Below are 12,665 nucleotides of genomic sequence, written 5' to 3'. Positions count from 1 at the left end.
TCCCGGTTCACCTTTTATACCTGCACTGACATTTTTGCATCTATTTTTTTTGCGATGTCCTGATATATTTCTCCGATTGGATGATTTTCGTCATAAACAGACGGAGCAAATTGGTCCTTATCCCAATCGGGCTGTTTCAATGGGATTCTGCCGAGCAAAGGCACGTTTAGTTCCTCAGCCAGTTTATCTCCTCCGCCTTTTCCAAACACATATTCTCTTTCCCCTGTCTTTGCACTTTCATAATAAGCCATGTTCTCTATGACACCCACGACCTCATGATCGGTTTTAATCGCCATAGAGCCCGCTCTGGCCGCGACAAAAGCAGCTGTCGGATGTGGCGTAGATACGATAATTTCTTTGCAGCTCGGAAGCATTGTATGTACATCGAGAGCAACGTCCCCTGTACCAGGCGGAAGATCAAGAACGATATAGTCTACTTCTCCCCACTCTACTTCATGGAAAAAGTTATTCAGCATTTTGCCGAGCATCGGCCCTCTCCATACGACCGGGGCATTTTCTTCTACGAAAAAGCCCATTGACATGACCTTTACTCCAAAGCGTTCAACAGGAAGAAGTTTCTCTCCTTCAATTGTTGGACGCACAGTGATACCCATCATGTCCGGCACACTGAACCCATAAATATCCGCATCAATTAAACCAACCTTTTTCCCTAGACGAGCCAGAGAAATAGCTAGGTTTACTGACACAGTTGACTTGCCTACGCCGCCTTTTCCACTTGCTACAGCAAGAAAGACTGGCGGGTTATCCATATTTAATAATGTTTTTTTCTCAGCTGACGGCGCCCGGAATTTAGCAACCGTTTCTTCAGGCAGCTCTTCAAATCGAAGGCCGACTGTCTCAGCTCCTGCCCCTTTTAATACGTTTACGATCTCTTGCTGAATCTGCATTTGTTCTGCAGTTCCTGTTTTTGCAAGAGCAACTTTTACACTGATATGCCGTTTTTCAGGCTTTATTTTAATTTCCTTAACGGCATCCAATTCTCCCAGAGGTCTTTGAAGAAAAGGTTCGCGCATTTCTCCGACTAGTTTTCTTACTTCATCTTCTCTTATCATCGAACCTCACCCTTTTGTGTATTCGTTTACAATTATTATTATATCATACATAAATGGCGGGTGTCTTATGCTTAGAACCACAAGAAAACCCTCCATTACTCCGGAGGGTCTCCTTTTTCTGTGAAATATCGCAAAATGCCTTTATATATGGAAGATGCCACCTTGTCTTGATATTTCGGTTTACCGAGCAACGTTGCTTCACTTGGATTGGATAAAAATCCGACTTCTATAAGCGCCCCCGGTTTGGTGACGTTTTGCATTAAGTAGATACCATGAATCCGCTTTGCTTTCCGGGTTGTGTTTTCCAAATTTCTTCTCAGCTCATCCTGAATGTATTTTGCGACTTTCTCATTTTCCGCATATTTCCCGTAATAAAAGCTTTGGGCTCCGCTCCATTTTTGTGACGGAATCGCATTAAGATGAATGCTGATATAGAGCTCCGCCTCTGAATGGTTTATTAATTTGACTCGTTGTCTTAGATCCTCAGCTTTTCGTCGGCTATAGCCTTTTGTTCCTTCTGGAGCGAGATCAGTATCACTTTCTCTGGTCATGATAACAAGCGCTCCTTGTTCTTGAAGATAATCCCTGACTCTAAAGGCCACTTCCAGGGTAACATCCTTCTCTAACAGCTTTCCGCCGACTGCTCCGCCGTCAGGCCCGCCATGACCTGGATCTAGATAAATGATTTTACCGCTCAAGGGCAGGCTCCACGTCTTCCAAGAGTCGTTATTGCTGAACTGATACTTGAACAGAAATAGTAATATGATGAAGCCTAGCAAAAAACTGAGCCATTTAAGCTTTTTCCTCATCCCTTCCCCTCCCGCTTGTCCGTTATTACATAACTATGGGACAGGGCCGGGAAATATGATTACCGCATGCGAAGCTTACACTGTTTTTCTCTTTGAACAAACCCTGCTGTCCACCAATCTTTAATGAACTTGCGTGCCGCTTCATAAACAGTGTTTTTATCAAATGTTGCGTATTGCTCGTGTATCCAATTATAGAGATAATCAAAAAACTCCATACGCAGCTCTTCTTCTTCTCTTGCAGAGCGGGCACTGATACTCTGCATGGATTCTCCGTAATAGCCGAATATCCCAAAACGCCCGCCTAACAAATAGGCTTCTATAGCAAAATCAATACAGCCTTCGGTAATAATATCTCGTTCATCATGTAAAAATGGAAATAATGGTCCCAAACAATCCTTAACAGACTGGATAATTTGTCTCAGAGAGAGTTCTTTGAGCAAGTTCTTTTCTAATTCAAAATCCTTTTGGCGTTTCACATCCATAAAAGACAGTACTTCTGCCATATAAATTCACTCTCCTTTTACCGATTATTTTGAGGTTTGGATGATGAAACAATGCCCGAATTCGGTTGGAAATTCGCCCAAATGAAGGTGTAACATCGATAAAAAATCAGCTTTCTGCAGGGTGCGGAACAAACGTTCTGTAATTGGTTATGAAAAAAGCAGCCCCTCTAACAGGTCGCTGCTTTTCATACTTTCACGCTTCTTGTTGCAGAATATGTATGGATATATTGGTCTAATACAAACCCGCCTTTATCTTCATAAAAACCAGTAACGATAAAACCGGCATCAATTTGGCCTTTGATTTGGTCTTCTAAGGAATGGCCGAATTCCAGAGCCTCATTATTTTCGATCAGTTTTTTCACTTTATGTTTCGGAAGATCTTCTGGGTCAGCGTATGGAATGGAGTGTTTTACTTTTAAAACACCTTGCTGTTCTAATTCTGTATCAAACAGAAATACAACAGGATTGACAAAACCCGAGATTAAAATGCCGTTCCTTTTCAACACACGGTGCGCTTCCTTCCATACCGGGAGGACATTCTCAACAAAAACATTGGCAACAGGATGTACAATGACATCAAATGATTCATCATTAAATACACTTAAATCGTCCATGCTTCCTTTGACAGTGTGTATCGTGAGACCATCTCGCTCAGCAATCATTCTATCCTGATTCAGCTGTTTTTCTGAGTTATCTAATACGGTGACATCCGCGCCTGCGGCTGCCAAAACTGGACCCTGCTGGCCGCCGCCTGATGCTAAACAGAGTACTTTCAGACCTTTGATAGGCGGAAACCACTCCTTCGGTACATCTTTCATTGGTGTTACCCTTATATCCCAATTGCCTTTTTTTGCTTGTTCGATAACCTGCTGTTCAACAGCAACAGTCCATTCATTGCCTGTTTCTACTTTTTTATCCCAGGCTTTGCTATTATGAGCTACTAACGCATTCATGAATCTTCTCCTTACTTTAATGTATAGAGTATAACAAATATTTCTAGATTGATATCGCTTTCCCTTTGCATATTTAGAAAAAAGTTCATAAAAACGCAAAAAAATCACAAAGGAGATATGTGATTTATATCATCAGATTTACTTTTACTTCGTTACATAAAGCCATTAGCAATGAGAGCTATTGTTTCTCCGGGTTAATCAGCAGTGAACTTTAACGGATGAAATACAGTGGTTAAATGGAGCTGGGCTGTCGACATAACGATAATAAACATTGACCGAACTTCCAATTGAATAAAAATGAAAGCTATCATGATTTTTACAGTGAGACCGTTTATAAACAAACAATTTGTTTAACCCCGTCAAGCGTCCGTTCAGTGTTATTTTTATGCGGAGCTGGCCACGTTATATTAAAAGAAAAAAGCTCCCAACCCAAGGTCGAGAGCTTTTTGAAAACGTAAAATTAACGTTTTGAGAACTGAGGTGCACGACGAGCGCCTTTAAGACCGTATTTTTTACGTTCTTTCATACGAGCGTCACGAGTCAGAAGACCTGCACGTTTAAGAGTTGTACGGTATTCTGGATCTGCTTCAAGCAAAGCACGAGCGATACCGTGACGGATTGCTCCAGCTTGACCAGATAAGCCGCCTCCATGTACGTTTACTAAAACATCATAAGTGCCAGCTGTTTCAGTCAAAGTTAATGGTTGTTTGATATCTTCGATTAAAGCTGCAGATGGGATATGTTCGCTGATTTCACGATTATTAACGACGATACGGCCTTCTCCTGGAACTAAACGCACACGCGCTACAGAGCTTTTACGACGGCCAGTACCGTAATATTGAACCTGTGCCAAATTGGTAACCTCCTTTTTAATTAACCGCGAAGTTCGTAAACTTCAGGTTTTTGTGCTTCGTGTGGATGCTCAGAACCACGGTATACGTTCAATTTTTTGAACATTTGACGACCTAGAGAACCTTTTGGAAGCATGCCTTTGATAGCAAGCTCAAGCATTTTCTCAGGGTAGTTTGTACGCATTTCAAGAGCAGTTCTTGATTTTAATCCGCCTGGATGTTGAGTGTGACGGTAGTAGATTTTGTCAGTTAACTTTTTACCAGTTAACTCGATTTTTTCAGCGTTGATGATGATCACATGATCTCCAGTATCAACGTGTGGTGTGTAAGTTGGTTTGTGTTTTCCGCGAAGGATAGCTGCAACTTCTGAAGAAAGACGACCTAAAGTCTTGCCAGCAGCATCAACAACTAACCACTTGCGTTCAATAGTACTTGCGTTAGCCATAGGTGTTGTACGCATTGAATTTCCCTCCTAAATGATCTGTCATTTTCAATAAACTTCGATTACGTTCTATTTCACAACACAATAAGTTCCGGGGCTTATCGTGGGGTTGAAATACATACCATATGATATCTTATAACTTTATGCAGACTCTGTCAAGAAAATATTATACACCTGGTTTAGTTGTCATAGTAAACGTTCCATAAATATAGCCCGTGCCCCGGCGCTGTGCGCCCTGCCGCTTCGCGATCCTTCGCTTCCAGCATGGATTTCACCTCATCGGGAGAAATTTTTCCAATACCTGCATCAAGCAAAGTACCCGCAATAATTCTGACCATATTATATAAGAAACCGCTGCCTGTGATCCGCATTTGCAGGCCGTCAGCCGTCTCAGTCCAATCAAGTTCGTATATCGTTCTTACCTTGTCCTGCACTTCTGTTTTAGCCGCGCAAAAGCTCGTAAAATCATGTGTCCCTATAAGATGCTTTGCCGCTTCTCTCATGTCCTGCACATTAAGGCGATATGAAAAATGGTAAGCGTAATGCCGTTTAAATACGTCCGGGTGTTTCTCCGTGTATACAAAGTAGCGATATTCTTTTTTGACTGCGCTAAATCGTGCATGGAACCCATCATCCGCAATTTCTGCCTGTTTGACTGCGATATCGTCCGGAAGCAGTGCATTTAAGGCATATGGCCATCTTTCAGCCGGGATAGACAGCGGAGTGTCAAAATGAATCACCTGTCCGGCTGCGTGAACCCCGCTGTCTGTTCTTCCAGACGAAACGACCGGAATTCTGTCTTTTGACTTATGCAGGACAGCCAAAGCCTTCTCCAGTTCATCCTGAACCGTTCTTTTGCCCGGCTGAACCTGATAACCGTTAAACAAATGTCCGTCATAAGAAATCGTGCATTTCAGTCTCATACAGCACCTCTAAGCCCTTAAGAAAAATAACAAAGCAGCTAATACAATTAAGCTGACAATGACAGAAGTGTCTTTTCCTGTCCATACAAGCTTTCTATATTTCGTACGTCCTTCTCCGCCTTGATAGCCTCTTGCTTCCATTGCCACCGCAAGCTCTTCGGCGCGTTTAAATGCGCTGACGAATAGCGGGACAAGAAGCGGGACAATAGCCTTCACTCTTTCTTTGACAGGCCCGCTTGTAAAATCAACGCCTCGCGCCATCTGAGCCTTCATGATCTTATCTGTCTCCTCCATCAGTGTCGGAATAAACCGTAAAGAAATTGACATCATAAGAGCCAGCTCATGAACAGGAAGCTTTAATTTTTTCAATGGGTTCAGCAGCTGCTCCATTCCATCGGTAATCTCAATCGGTGTAGTCGTAAGCGTTAATAAGGTTGTGATTAAAATCAAATAGACGAATCTAAGAGAAATGAATATCCCCTGAACCAGACCGCCCTCATAGACTTTGAAAAAACCTATTTGAAAGATAATCGGTCCTTCATGTGTCATAAGAATGTGAAGAAGGAACGTAAAAAGGACAATCCAGATGATTGGCTTCAGCCCTTTCATTAAAAATGAGAAAGGAACTCTTGTTAAAGAAACAACGCCAATTGTAAATAAACCAAGCAACGCATATGTCTGGACATTATTGGCTAAGAATACAATGCAGACAAATAAAAAGATCGTGATCAGTTTTGTTCTGGGGTCAAGCCGGTGCACAAGTGAAGTCCCCGGTACATACTTGCCGATAATCATGCTGTCCATCATAAAGTCTTCTCTCCCTGAAAAAGAGCACGGATTTCGGCAGCGGCATCTTCGATTGTGAGCATAGGCTCATTAAATCTCACACCCAGTGCAGCTTCAAGGTGTCTTTGGAATTTTATTGTTTCTGGAAGATCCAGCCCCCAGCCGGCCATCTCTTCACCCTTTAAAAACAGATCACGCGGACTGCCTGATGCTTGTATCGTTCCTTTATGCATAACAATCATTTCATCAGCGTATGCAGCTGCATCCTCCATGCTGTGTGTCACAAGGATCGTCGTCAGGTTCCCACGTTGATGAAGCTCATAAAACATGTCCATAATCTCTTTTCGCCCTCTTGGGTCCAATCCTGCAGTCGGTTCATCCAGAACAAGCACTTCAGGGTCCATTGCAAGTACGCCGGCAATTGCAACTCTGCGCATTTGTCCCCCGCTTAATTCAAAGGGTGACCTGTCCAAAAGCTCTTCTGATAAACCTACAAGCTGCAGCATCTCTCTCGCTTTTTGTTCAGCATCTTCTTTTTTAACACCAAAGTTCATCGGTCCGAATGAAATATCTTTAAGAACTGTTTCTTCGAATAATTGATGCTCAGGAAATTGGAAAACGATTCCGACTTTTTTACGAAGTTTTTTCAGATCTTTATTCTTTTTCCCTGCCTGAATGACAGTGCTACCTAGTGATATCTGTCCCTTCGTCGGCTTCAGGAGACCATTTAGGTGCTGAAGAAGAGTGGACTTGCCAGAGCCTGTATGCCCGATAACGGCTACGTAGCTTCCTTCTTTAATCGATGCATTGATATCATACAGTGCTAGGCGCTCAAACGGCGTCTTCATCTGATAGCGATGCTCTACATCTTTGATTGTAATGTCCACAGCTCTTTCACCAGCCCTTCCTGAGTCAAATGGTTTTCTTCCAAATCCAGTCCATTTTCTCTTAAAAGCTGGCTAAGCTGGAATGAGAAGGGTAAATCAAGCCCAATTCGAACAAGTTCTTTATTCAATTTAAAAATCTCTTCAGGCGGCCCTTCAGCATATTTTTTACCGCCATTCATGACAATGATCCTGTCTGCTTTTGCTGCCTCATTCAGATCATGTGTAATGGATATGACAGTCGCCATGCCCTGCTCTTTTAGATGTCTTACCGTTTCAAGCACTTCTTCTCGCCCGATCGGATCAAGCATGGATGTTGCTTCATCTAAGATAATAATATCAGGACGTGCGGCAATAACCCCCGCAATCGCAACTCTCTGCTTTTGGCCTCCGGAGAGATGGTGCGGCTCTTGATCGAGAAAATCTTGCATATTCACCTGTTTTACTGCCCAGTCTACTCTCTCAATCATTTCTTCCCGCGGTACACCATTGTTTTCTAAACCAAAAGCCACATCATCGCGAACAGTCGTTCCGACAAATTGGTTATCCGGATTTTGAAAGACCATACCTATCTTCTTACGCACTTCCCAAACGGATTCCTCTGTCAATTGAATCCCGGCAACCTCAATGTCGCCTGATTCAGGAAGAATTAAACCATTCAATGCGCGGGCCAGTGTTGATTTCCCTGAACCGTTATGACCTACGATTGCAAGCCATTCACCCTCATACACCTGCAGGGAGACGCCGTCTAGTGCTCGTCTTTCTGCGTCCTTCCGATATCGAAATACGATATCCTCTACCGATATCAACTGATTTTGATTCATGGAAAACCGGCCTCCTCTCAGCTAATGCTCTGCTTTTCTCTCTATTAAAAGTTACAGTATCTAAAAAAAGGGCATAGATCCAGTTAGAAACTGTCCCGCCCTTCTTTAGATACACAAAAATATGTGATTAAACCAATTCGATAATTGCCATTGGTGCTCCGTCACCACGGCGAGGACCAAGCTTCATAATACGTGTGTATCCACCTTGGCGCTCCTCGTAACGAGTTGCAATGTCAGAGAATAATTTTTGAAGTGCATCTTGGTTATTTTCTTCGTTTGCAACCTCGTTGCGGATGTATGCAGCAGCTTGACGGCGAGCGTGAAGATCACCGCGTTTGCCAAGCGTGATCATTTTTTCAACTACAGAGCGAAGTTCTTTCGCACGTGTTTCAGTTGTTTCGATTCTTTCGTTGATGATCAAATCAGTTGTAAGATCACGAAGCATAGCTTTACGCTGTGCACTCGTACGTCCTAGTTTTCTGTATGACATGTGATGTCCCCTCCTTTATTGGAATGCTGTTTCTGAATAATAAACACACGAAAATCCTAGTTCACAAGGGAAACTAGTCAATCGTCTTTGCGAAGTCCGAGTCCAAGTTCTTCTAGTTTCGCTTTCACTTCTTCAAGTGATTTGCGTCCTAGATTTCGAACTTTCATCATATCTTCTTCCGTCTTGTTCGCAAGCTCTTGAACCGTGTTAATACCCGCACGCTTTAAGCAGTTGTAAGAACGAACAGAAAGATCCAATTCTTCAATTGTCATTTCAAGAACTTTCTCTTTTTGATCTTCTTCTTTTTCAACCATGATTTCAGCATGTTGAGCTTCGTCAGTTAAACCAACGAATATATTAAGGTGTTCAGTTAAAATCTTTGAACCAAGCGCAATTGCTTCTTTCGGTCCAGTGCTTCCATCAGTCCAAACATCAAGTGTAAGTTTATCATAGTTTGCAACTTGGCCTACACGAGTGTTCTCTACCTGATAAGATACACGAGAAACTGGCGTATAGATAGAATCGATCGGAATCACGCCGATTGGCTGATCGTCTCTCTTGTTTGCGTCAGCAGGCGTATACCCACGTCCTCTTTGAGCAGTAAGGCGAACTCGGAAACTCGCATTCTCACCAAGAGTCGCGATATGAAGATCAGGATTTAAGATCTCTACATCACTATCGTGTGTAATATCAGCTGCCGTTACAGTTCCTTCACCCTGTACATCAATTTCTAGCGTCTTCTCTTCATCAGAGTAGATTTTCAATGCAAGCTTTTTAATGTGTAAGATAATCGTTGTAACATCTTCCACAACGCCTTCAATTGTCGAGAATTCGTGCAGTACACCATCTATCTGGATTGATGTTACAGCGGCACCAGGGAGTGAGGATAAGAGGATACGACGTAAGGAGTTACCCAGAGTTGTACCATATCCACGCTCAAGTGGCTCTACGACAAACTTACCAAATTTGGCATCGTCGCTGATTTCAACCGTTTCGATTTTTGGTTTTTCAATCTCGATCATTACTTAAAACCCTCCTTCAAAACGTCGAAACCTCGAATAGAATCATATGAGATTCCATCCGAAATTCCCCATTGTTTAGTCCCGTATGTGCTCAGGCAACGAGTCGGTGCATTCGTTTCATAAATAACTGTATCATAACCCATTATTGACAGGGACACAAAATCTATACAAACAAATTACACGCGGCGACGTTTTGGTGGACGGCATCCGTTATGAGGAACAGGAGTTACGTCTCTGATAGCAGTGACTTCTAGTCCAGCAGCTTGAAGTGCACGGATTGCAGCTTCACGGCCTGAACCAGGTCCTTTAACAGTAACCTCTAGAGTTTTAAGACCATGTTCGATTGAACCTTTAGCAGCTGTTTCTGCAGCCATTTGCGCAGCAAAAGGAGTAGATTTACGAGAACCTCTGAATCCTAAAGCTCCGGCACTAGACCAAGAAATAGCATTACCATGAGTGTCAGTGATCGTAACGATCGTGTTATTGAAAGTTGAACGAATATGAGCAATTCCAGACTCAATATTCTTTTTCACGCGACGTTTACGCGTGTTAGATTTACGAGCAGCAGCCATTGTTTAAGAACCTCCCTTACTTATTTTTTCTTGTTAGCTACAGTACGACGCGGACCTTTACGAGTACGCGCGTTGTTTTTAGAGTTTTGTCCGCGAACAGGTAATCCTCTGCGATGACGGATTCCGCGGTAGCTTCCGATTTCGATCAGACGTTTGATATTAAGAGAAACTTCACGGCGAAGGTCACCTTCTACTTTCAGTTTGTCAATAATATCACGGATTTTACCAAGTTCTTCTTCAGTAAGATCGCGCACACGAGTATCTTCTGAAACTCCAGCTTCTTTTAAAACTTGCTGAGCCGTTGTGCGGCCAATTCCGAAGATGTATGTTAAAGAAATAACAACACGTTTGTCACGTGGGATATCTACACCAGCAATACGAGCCATTCTCTGGGCACCTCCTTATAAATTATCCTTGTTTTTGTTTATGCTTTGGATTTTCACAGATCACCATTACTTTTCCTTTTCTGCGAATAACTTTACATTTTTCGCAGATTGGTTTAACTGATGGTCTCACTTTCATGTGTTTCCAACCTCCTTCAGTTTCCGGAGTGCTTTATTTGTAACGGTACGTAATCCTGCCACGAGTTAAGTCATATGGAGATAATTCTACCGTAACTTTGTCTCCAGGTAAAATGCGAATGAAGTGCATGCGGATTTTACCAGATACATGAGCCAAAACAGTGTGGCCATTTTCAAGTTCAACTTTGAACATCGCGTTTGGCAGTGTTTCGACTATAGTACCTTCCACTTCAATTACATCGTCTTTCGCCATTCAAGTGTTCTCCCTTCTTCAAATCAGTAACTTGCTTTCTGACAAATTTCAAAAGAAGTTTGTCACACGCCCTGTTTCGTTTATACTGTTCTGAACTTCCGGAGATACGCAATCATAAAGGGTTAAATGATTGATATTCTTTTTCTTAGGAGAATGAAATGTACGCTTTTCTCCGTCTGCTGTTAGTACATTGATGATGGTTAAAATTCCAACGACAAGCAGCAAGATGAATTCGGTCTTGCCAATGTTCACCCAAGCTTTCTGCCCTATCAAGCTTGAAAAACATCTGTCTTCGGAATTATTTTCATCATCTAGACTCTCGTCAGTATATCAAAACCCGTTTCCGTAATCGCAATCGTATGTTCAAAATGAGCACACTTTTTCCCATCTACCGTTACAACCGTCCAGTTATCAGCCAATGTTTTCACGTAGCGGCTGCCAGCGTTCACCATAGGTTCAATAGCGAGAACCATGCCAGGTTTAAGCCGTGGTCCTTTGTTGGGCGGACCGTAATGAGGAATTTGCGGGTCCTCATGCAAGTCTTGACCAACACCATGTCCGACATACTCCCTAACAACTGAAAACTGCTCATTTTCGACATACGTTTGTATTGCGTGGGAAATATTCGACAAACGTTCACCTGGTTTTGCTTCCTGCAAGCCTTTATATAAAGACTCCTCTGTCACTTCCAGAAGTTTTTTGTCATCATCGCTGATGTTTCCTACCGGATATGTCCATGCAGAGTCACCATGATAACCATTTAATTTAGCACCGATATCAATACTGATGATGTCACCGTCCTTCAGCACCCTGCTGCCAGGTATGCCGTGAACGAGTTCTTCATTAACTGATACGCAAATGCTCCCGCGAAACCCATTATACCCCTTAAAAGATGGGATTGCACCCTGCTTCTTAATAAAACGTTCGGCAATTTGATCCAATTCTTTTGTCGAGATTCCTGGTTTAATGTGCTTTTTTAACTCTTCATGAGTTAAAGCCACGATTCGCCCTGCTTCCCGCATGATACCAAGTTCACGTGGGGTTTTACAGATAATCATTTTTTTAATCCTCCAAGAAGATCCTTCACATCTGCATAAACGTCTTGAATGTCCTGCTGGCCATTCACGTTTGCAAGATAACCTTTCTCTGAATAGAAATCGAGTAAAGGCTGAGTTTGCTTCATGTTTACCTCAAGCCGTTTAGAGACTGTTTCCTCATTATCATCTGCCCGTTGATAGAGTTCGCCTCCGTCTTTATCACAAATACCCGGCGTTTTCGGCGGATTAAAGACTAAATGATAGGTTGTGCCGCAAACACTGCAAATTCTGCGTCCAGTCAGACGTTCCATAAGAGCGTCTTTGTCGACTTCAATGTTAATGACATAATCAATCGGCTTGCCGTATTCCTCAAGAATTTCTTCAAGAGCTTCGGCTTGAGCGACTGTTCGCGGAAATCCGTCCAGAAGAAAACCTCTTTCACAATCATCTTTGCCAAGTCTCTCTTTTACAATTCCGATTGTGACTTCGTCAGGTACGAGCTCTCCCTTATCAATATAAGATTTTGCTTCGAGTCCGAGTGGTGTTTCTTCTTTCATAGCAGCACGGAACATATCTCCTGTTGAGATATGAGGAATCCCATAATCCTCAACAATTCGTTCGCCCTGTGTGCCTTTACCGGCACCAGGAAGCCCCATTAAGACTAAGTTCATTCGGATTTCCCCCGTCCTCTCTTTATTAAGAGGGAATGGATAAATCCATTT

General features: G+C 42.7%; 18 protein-coding genes and 1 pseudogene. All 19 read right to left on the bottom strand.

All coding sequences use genetic code 11. The annotated features are described in order from the left end of the window. Positions 1–14: 14 nt before the first annotated feature. The 19 genes and pseudogenes from salA to NSU05_RS00830 all read right to left on the bottom strand — a co-directional run bounded on the left by salA (position 15) and on the right by NSU05_RS00830 (position 12,614). Positions 15–1,073 (bottom strand): iron-sulfur carrier protein/transcriptional regulator SalA, encoded by a 1,059-nt coding sequence (gene salA / locus NSU05_RS00920; protein ID WP_003235124.1) that lies wholly within the window; start codon positions 1,071–1,073, stop codon positions 15–17. Between the two features lie 95 nt (positions 1,074–1,168). Further along, positions 1,169–1,882: an N-acetylmuramoyl-L-alanine amidase CwlD gene (cwlD, locus tag NSU05_RS00915; protein ID WP_038428278.1), complete on the bottom strand. Its 714-nt coding sequence runs from the start codon at positions 1,880–1,882 to the stop codon at positions 1,169–1,171. Between the two features lie 59 nt (positions 1,883–1,941). Beyond that, positions 1,942–2,385 carry a YbaK family protein gene (locus NSU05_RS00910; RefSeq protein WP_080528834.1) on the bottom strand — a complete coding sequence of 148 codons (444 nt, stop codon included), beginning with the start codon at positions 2,383–2,385 and terminating at the stop codon, positions 1,942–1,944. Between the two features lie 185 nt (positions 2,386–2,570). Further along, the gene (locus NSU05_RS00905) at positions 2,571–3,338 is read right to left on the bottom strand and encodes a class I SAM-dependent methyltransferase (RefSeq protein WP_038428276.1); all 768 of its coding nucleotides are present in this window, start codon (positions 3,336–3,338) and stop codon (positions 2,571–2,573) included. 460 nt (positions 3,339–3,798) lie between these two features. Next, positions 3,799–4,191, bottom strand: a complete 393-nt coding sequence (rpsI, locus tag NSU05_RS00900; protein ID WP_004399691.1) for a 30S ribosomal protein S9 — start codon at positions 4,189–4,191, stop codon at positions 3,799–3,801. Positions 4,192–4,211: 20 nt separating this feature from the next. Further along, a complete protein-coding gene (gene rplM, locus NSU05_RS00895; RefSeq protein WP_003241966.1) occupies positions 4,212–4,649 on the bottom strand; it encodes a 50S ribosomal protein L13 in 438 nt (145 codons plus the stop codon). Between the two features lie 161 nt (positions 4,650–4,810). Beyond that, positions 4,811–5,554: a tRNA pseudouridine(38-40) synthase TruA gene (gene truA / locus NSU05_RS00890; RefSeq protein ID WP_004399657.1), complete on the bottom strand. Its 744-nt coding sequence runs from the start codon at positions 5,552–5,554 to the stop codon at positions 4,811–4,813. 9 nt (positions 5,555–5,563) lie between these two features. Beyond that, positions 5,564–6,361: an energy-coupling factor transporter transmembrane protein EcfT gene (locus NSU05_RS00885; protein ID WP_004399656.1), complete on the bottom strand. Its 798-nt coding sequence runs from the start codon at positions 6,359–6,361 to the stop codon at positions 5,564–5,566. Further along, positions 6,358–7,227: an energy-coupling factor ABC transporter ATP-binding protein gene (locus NSU05_RS00880; protein ID WP_003235106.1), complete on the bottom strand. Its 870-nt coding sequence runs from the start codon at positions 7,225–7,227 to the stop codon at positions 6,358–6,360. Before NSU05_RS00880 ends, NSU05_RS00885 begins: the two co-directional genes overlap by 4 nt. Then, a complete protein-coding gene (locus tag NSU05_RS00875) occupies positions 7,203–8,048 on the bottom strand; it encodes an energy-coupling factor ABC transporter ATP-binding protein (protein WP_046380731.1) in 846 nt (281 codons plus the stop codon). The genes NSU05_RS00880 and NSU05_RS00875 overlap by 25 nt, the downstream gene beginning before the upstream one ends. Before the next feature lie 127 nt (positions 8,049–8,175). Continuing rightward, a complete protein-coding gene (gene rplQ / locus NSU05_RS00870; protein WP_003225836.1) occupies positions 8,176–8,538 on the bottom strand; it encodes a 50S ribosomal protein L17 in 363 nt (120 codons plus the stop codon). A 77-nt stretch (positions 8,539–8,615) separates the two neighbouring features. Then, positions 8,616–9,560 (bottom strand): DNA-directed RNA polymerase subunit alpha, encoded by a 945-nt coding sequence (locus NSU05_RS00865; RefSeq protein WP_003225835.1) that lies wholly within the window; start codon positions 9,558–9,560, stop codon positions 8,616–8,618. A 176-nt stretch (positions 9,561–9,736) separates the two neighbouring features. Beyond that, positions 9,737–10,132, bottom strand: a complete 396-nt coding sequence (gene rpsK, locus NSU05_RS00860) for a 30S ribosomal protein S11 (protein WP_009966385.1) — start codon at positions 10,130–10,132, stop codon at positions 9,737–9,739. A 20-nt stretch (positions 10,133–10,152) separates the two neighbouring features. Beyond that, entirely contained in the window at positions 10,153–10,518 is a 366-nt protein-coding gene (rpsM, locus tag NSU05_RS00855) for a 30S ribosomal protein S13 (RefSeq protein ID WP_003235095.1), read from the bottom strand. 22 nt (positions 10,519–10,540) lie between these two features. Next, entirely contained in the window at positions 10,541–10,654 is a 114-nt protein-coding gene (gene rpmJ, locus NSU05_RS00850) for a 50S ribosomal protein L36 (protein ID WP_003156543.1), read from the bottom strand. A gap of 33 nt (positions 10,655–10,687) precedes the next feature. Further along, entirely contained in the window at positions 10,688–10,906 is a 219-nt protein-coding gene (gene infA, locus NSU05_RS00845) for a translation initiation factor IF-1 (RefSeq protein WP_003156508.1), read from the bottom strand. Next, a pseudogene (locus NSU05_RS00840) lies at positions 10,884–11,152 on the bottom strand (ribosome-binding protein ybzG). The gene infA and the pseudogene NSU05_RS00840 overlap by 23 nt, the downstream one beginning before the upstream one ends. A gap of 65 nt (positions 11,153–11,217) precedes the next feature. After that, the gene (gene map / locus NSU05_RS00835; protein WP_003225828.1) at positions 11,218–11,964 is read right to left on the bottom strand and encodes a type I methionyl aminopeptidase; all 747 of its coding nucleotides are present in this window, start codon (positions 11,962–11,964) and stop codon (positions 11,218–11,220) included. Beyond that, complete coding sequence (locus NSU05_RS00830) at positions 11,961–12,614, bottom strand: adenylate kinase (RefSeq protein WP_003241987.1); 654 nt, start codon at positions 12,612–12,614, stop codon at positions 11,961–11,963. The genes map and NSU05_RS00830 overlap by 4 nt, the downstream gene beginning before the upstream one ends. Between the last annotated feature and the right edge of the window lie 51 nt (positions 12,615–12,665).

It is taken from the genome of Bacillus sp. EU52 (assembly GCF_037964975.1).
In the GTDB taxonomy this organism is placed as follows: domain Bacteria; phylum Bacillota; class Bacilli; order Bacillales; family Bacillaceae; genus Bacillus; species Bacillus subtilis.
The sequence above is the reverse complement of the archived record's forward strand: the minus strand, read 5'-3'. Positions and strand labels throughout refer to the sequence as shown.

Coding starts and splice junctions, on each gene's coding strand:
- salA (WP_003235124.1), bottom strand. CDS start 1,073: ATGATAAGAGAAGATGAAGTAAGAAAACTAGTCGGAGAAATGCGCGAA.
- cwlD (WP_038428278.1), bottom strand. CDS start 1,882: ATGAGGAAAAAGCTTAAATGGCTCAGTTTTTTGCTAGGCTTCATCATA.
- NSU05_RS00910 (WP_080528834.1), bottom strand. CDS start 2,385: ATGGCAGAAGTACTGTCTTTTATGGATGTGAAACGCCAAAAGGATTTT.
- NSU05_RS00905 (WP_038428276.1), bottom strand. CDS start 3,338: ATGAATGCGTTAGTAGCTCATAATAGCAAAGCCTGGGATAAAAAAGTA.
- rplM (WP_003241966.1), bottom strand. CDS start 4,649: ATGCGTACAACACCTATGGCTAACGCAAGTACTATTGAACGCAAGTGG.
- truA (WP_004399657.1), bottom strand. CDS start 5,554: ATGAGACTGAAATGCACGATTTCTTATGACGGACATTTGTTTAACGGT.
- NSU05_RS00885 (WP_004399656.1), bottom strand. CDS start 6,361: ATGATGGACAGCATGATTATCGGCAAGTATGTACCGGGGACTTCACTT.
- NSU05_RS00875 (WP_046380731.1), bottom strand. CDS start 8,048: ATGAATCAAAATCAGTTGATATCGGTAGAGGATATCGTATTTCGATAT.
- rplQ (WP_003225836.1), bottom strand. CDS start 8,538: ATGTCATACAGAAAACTAGGACGTACGAGTGCACAGCGTAAAGCTATG.
- NSU05_RS00865 (WP_003225835.1), bottom strand. CDS start 9,560: ATGATCGAGATTGAAAAACCAAAAATCGAAACGGTTGAAATCAGCGAC.
- rpsK (WP_009966385.1), bottom strand. CDS start 10,132: ATGGCTGCTGCTCGTAAATCTAACACGCGTAAACGTCGCGTGAAAAAG.
- rpsM (WP_003235095.1), bottom strand. CDS start 10,518: ATGGCTCGTATTGCTGGTGTAGATATCCCACGTGACAAACGTGTTGTT.
- rpmJ (WP_003156543.1), bottom strand. CDS start 10,654: ATGAAAGTGAGACCATCAGTTAAACCAATCTGCGAAAAATGTAAAGTT.
- infA (WP_003156508.1), bottom strand. CDS start 10,906: ATGGCGAAAGACGATGTAATTGAAGTGGAAGGTACTATAGTCGAAACA.
- map (WP_003225828.1), bottom strand. CDS start 11,964: ATGATTATCTGTAAAACCCCACGTGAACTTGGTATCATGCGGGAAGCA.
- NSU05_RS00830 (WP_003241987.1), bottom strand. CDS start 12,614: ATGAACTTAGTCTTAATGGGGCTTCCTGGTGCCGGTAAAGGCACACAG.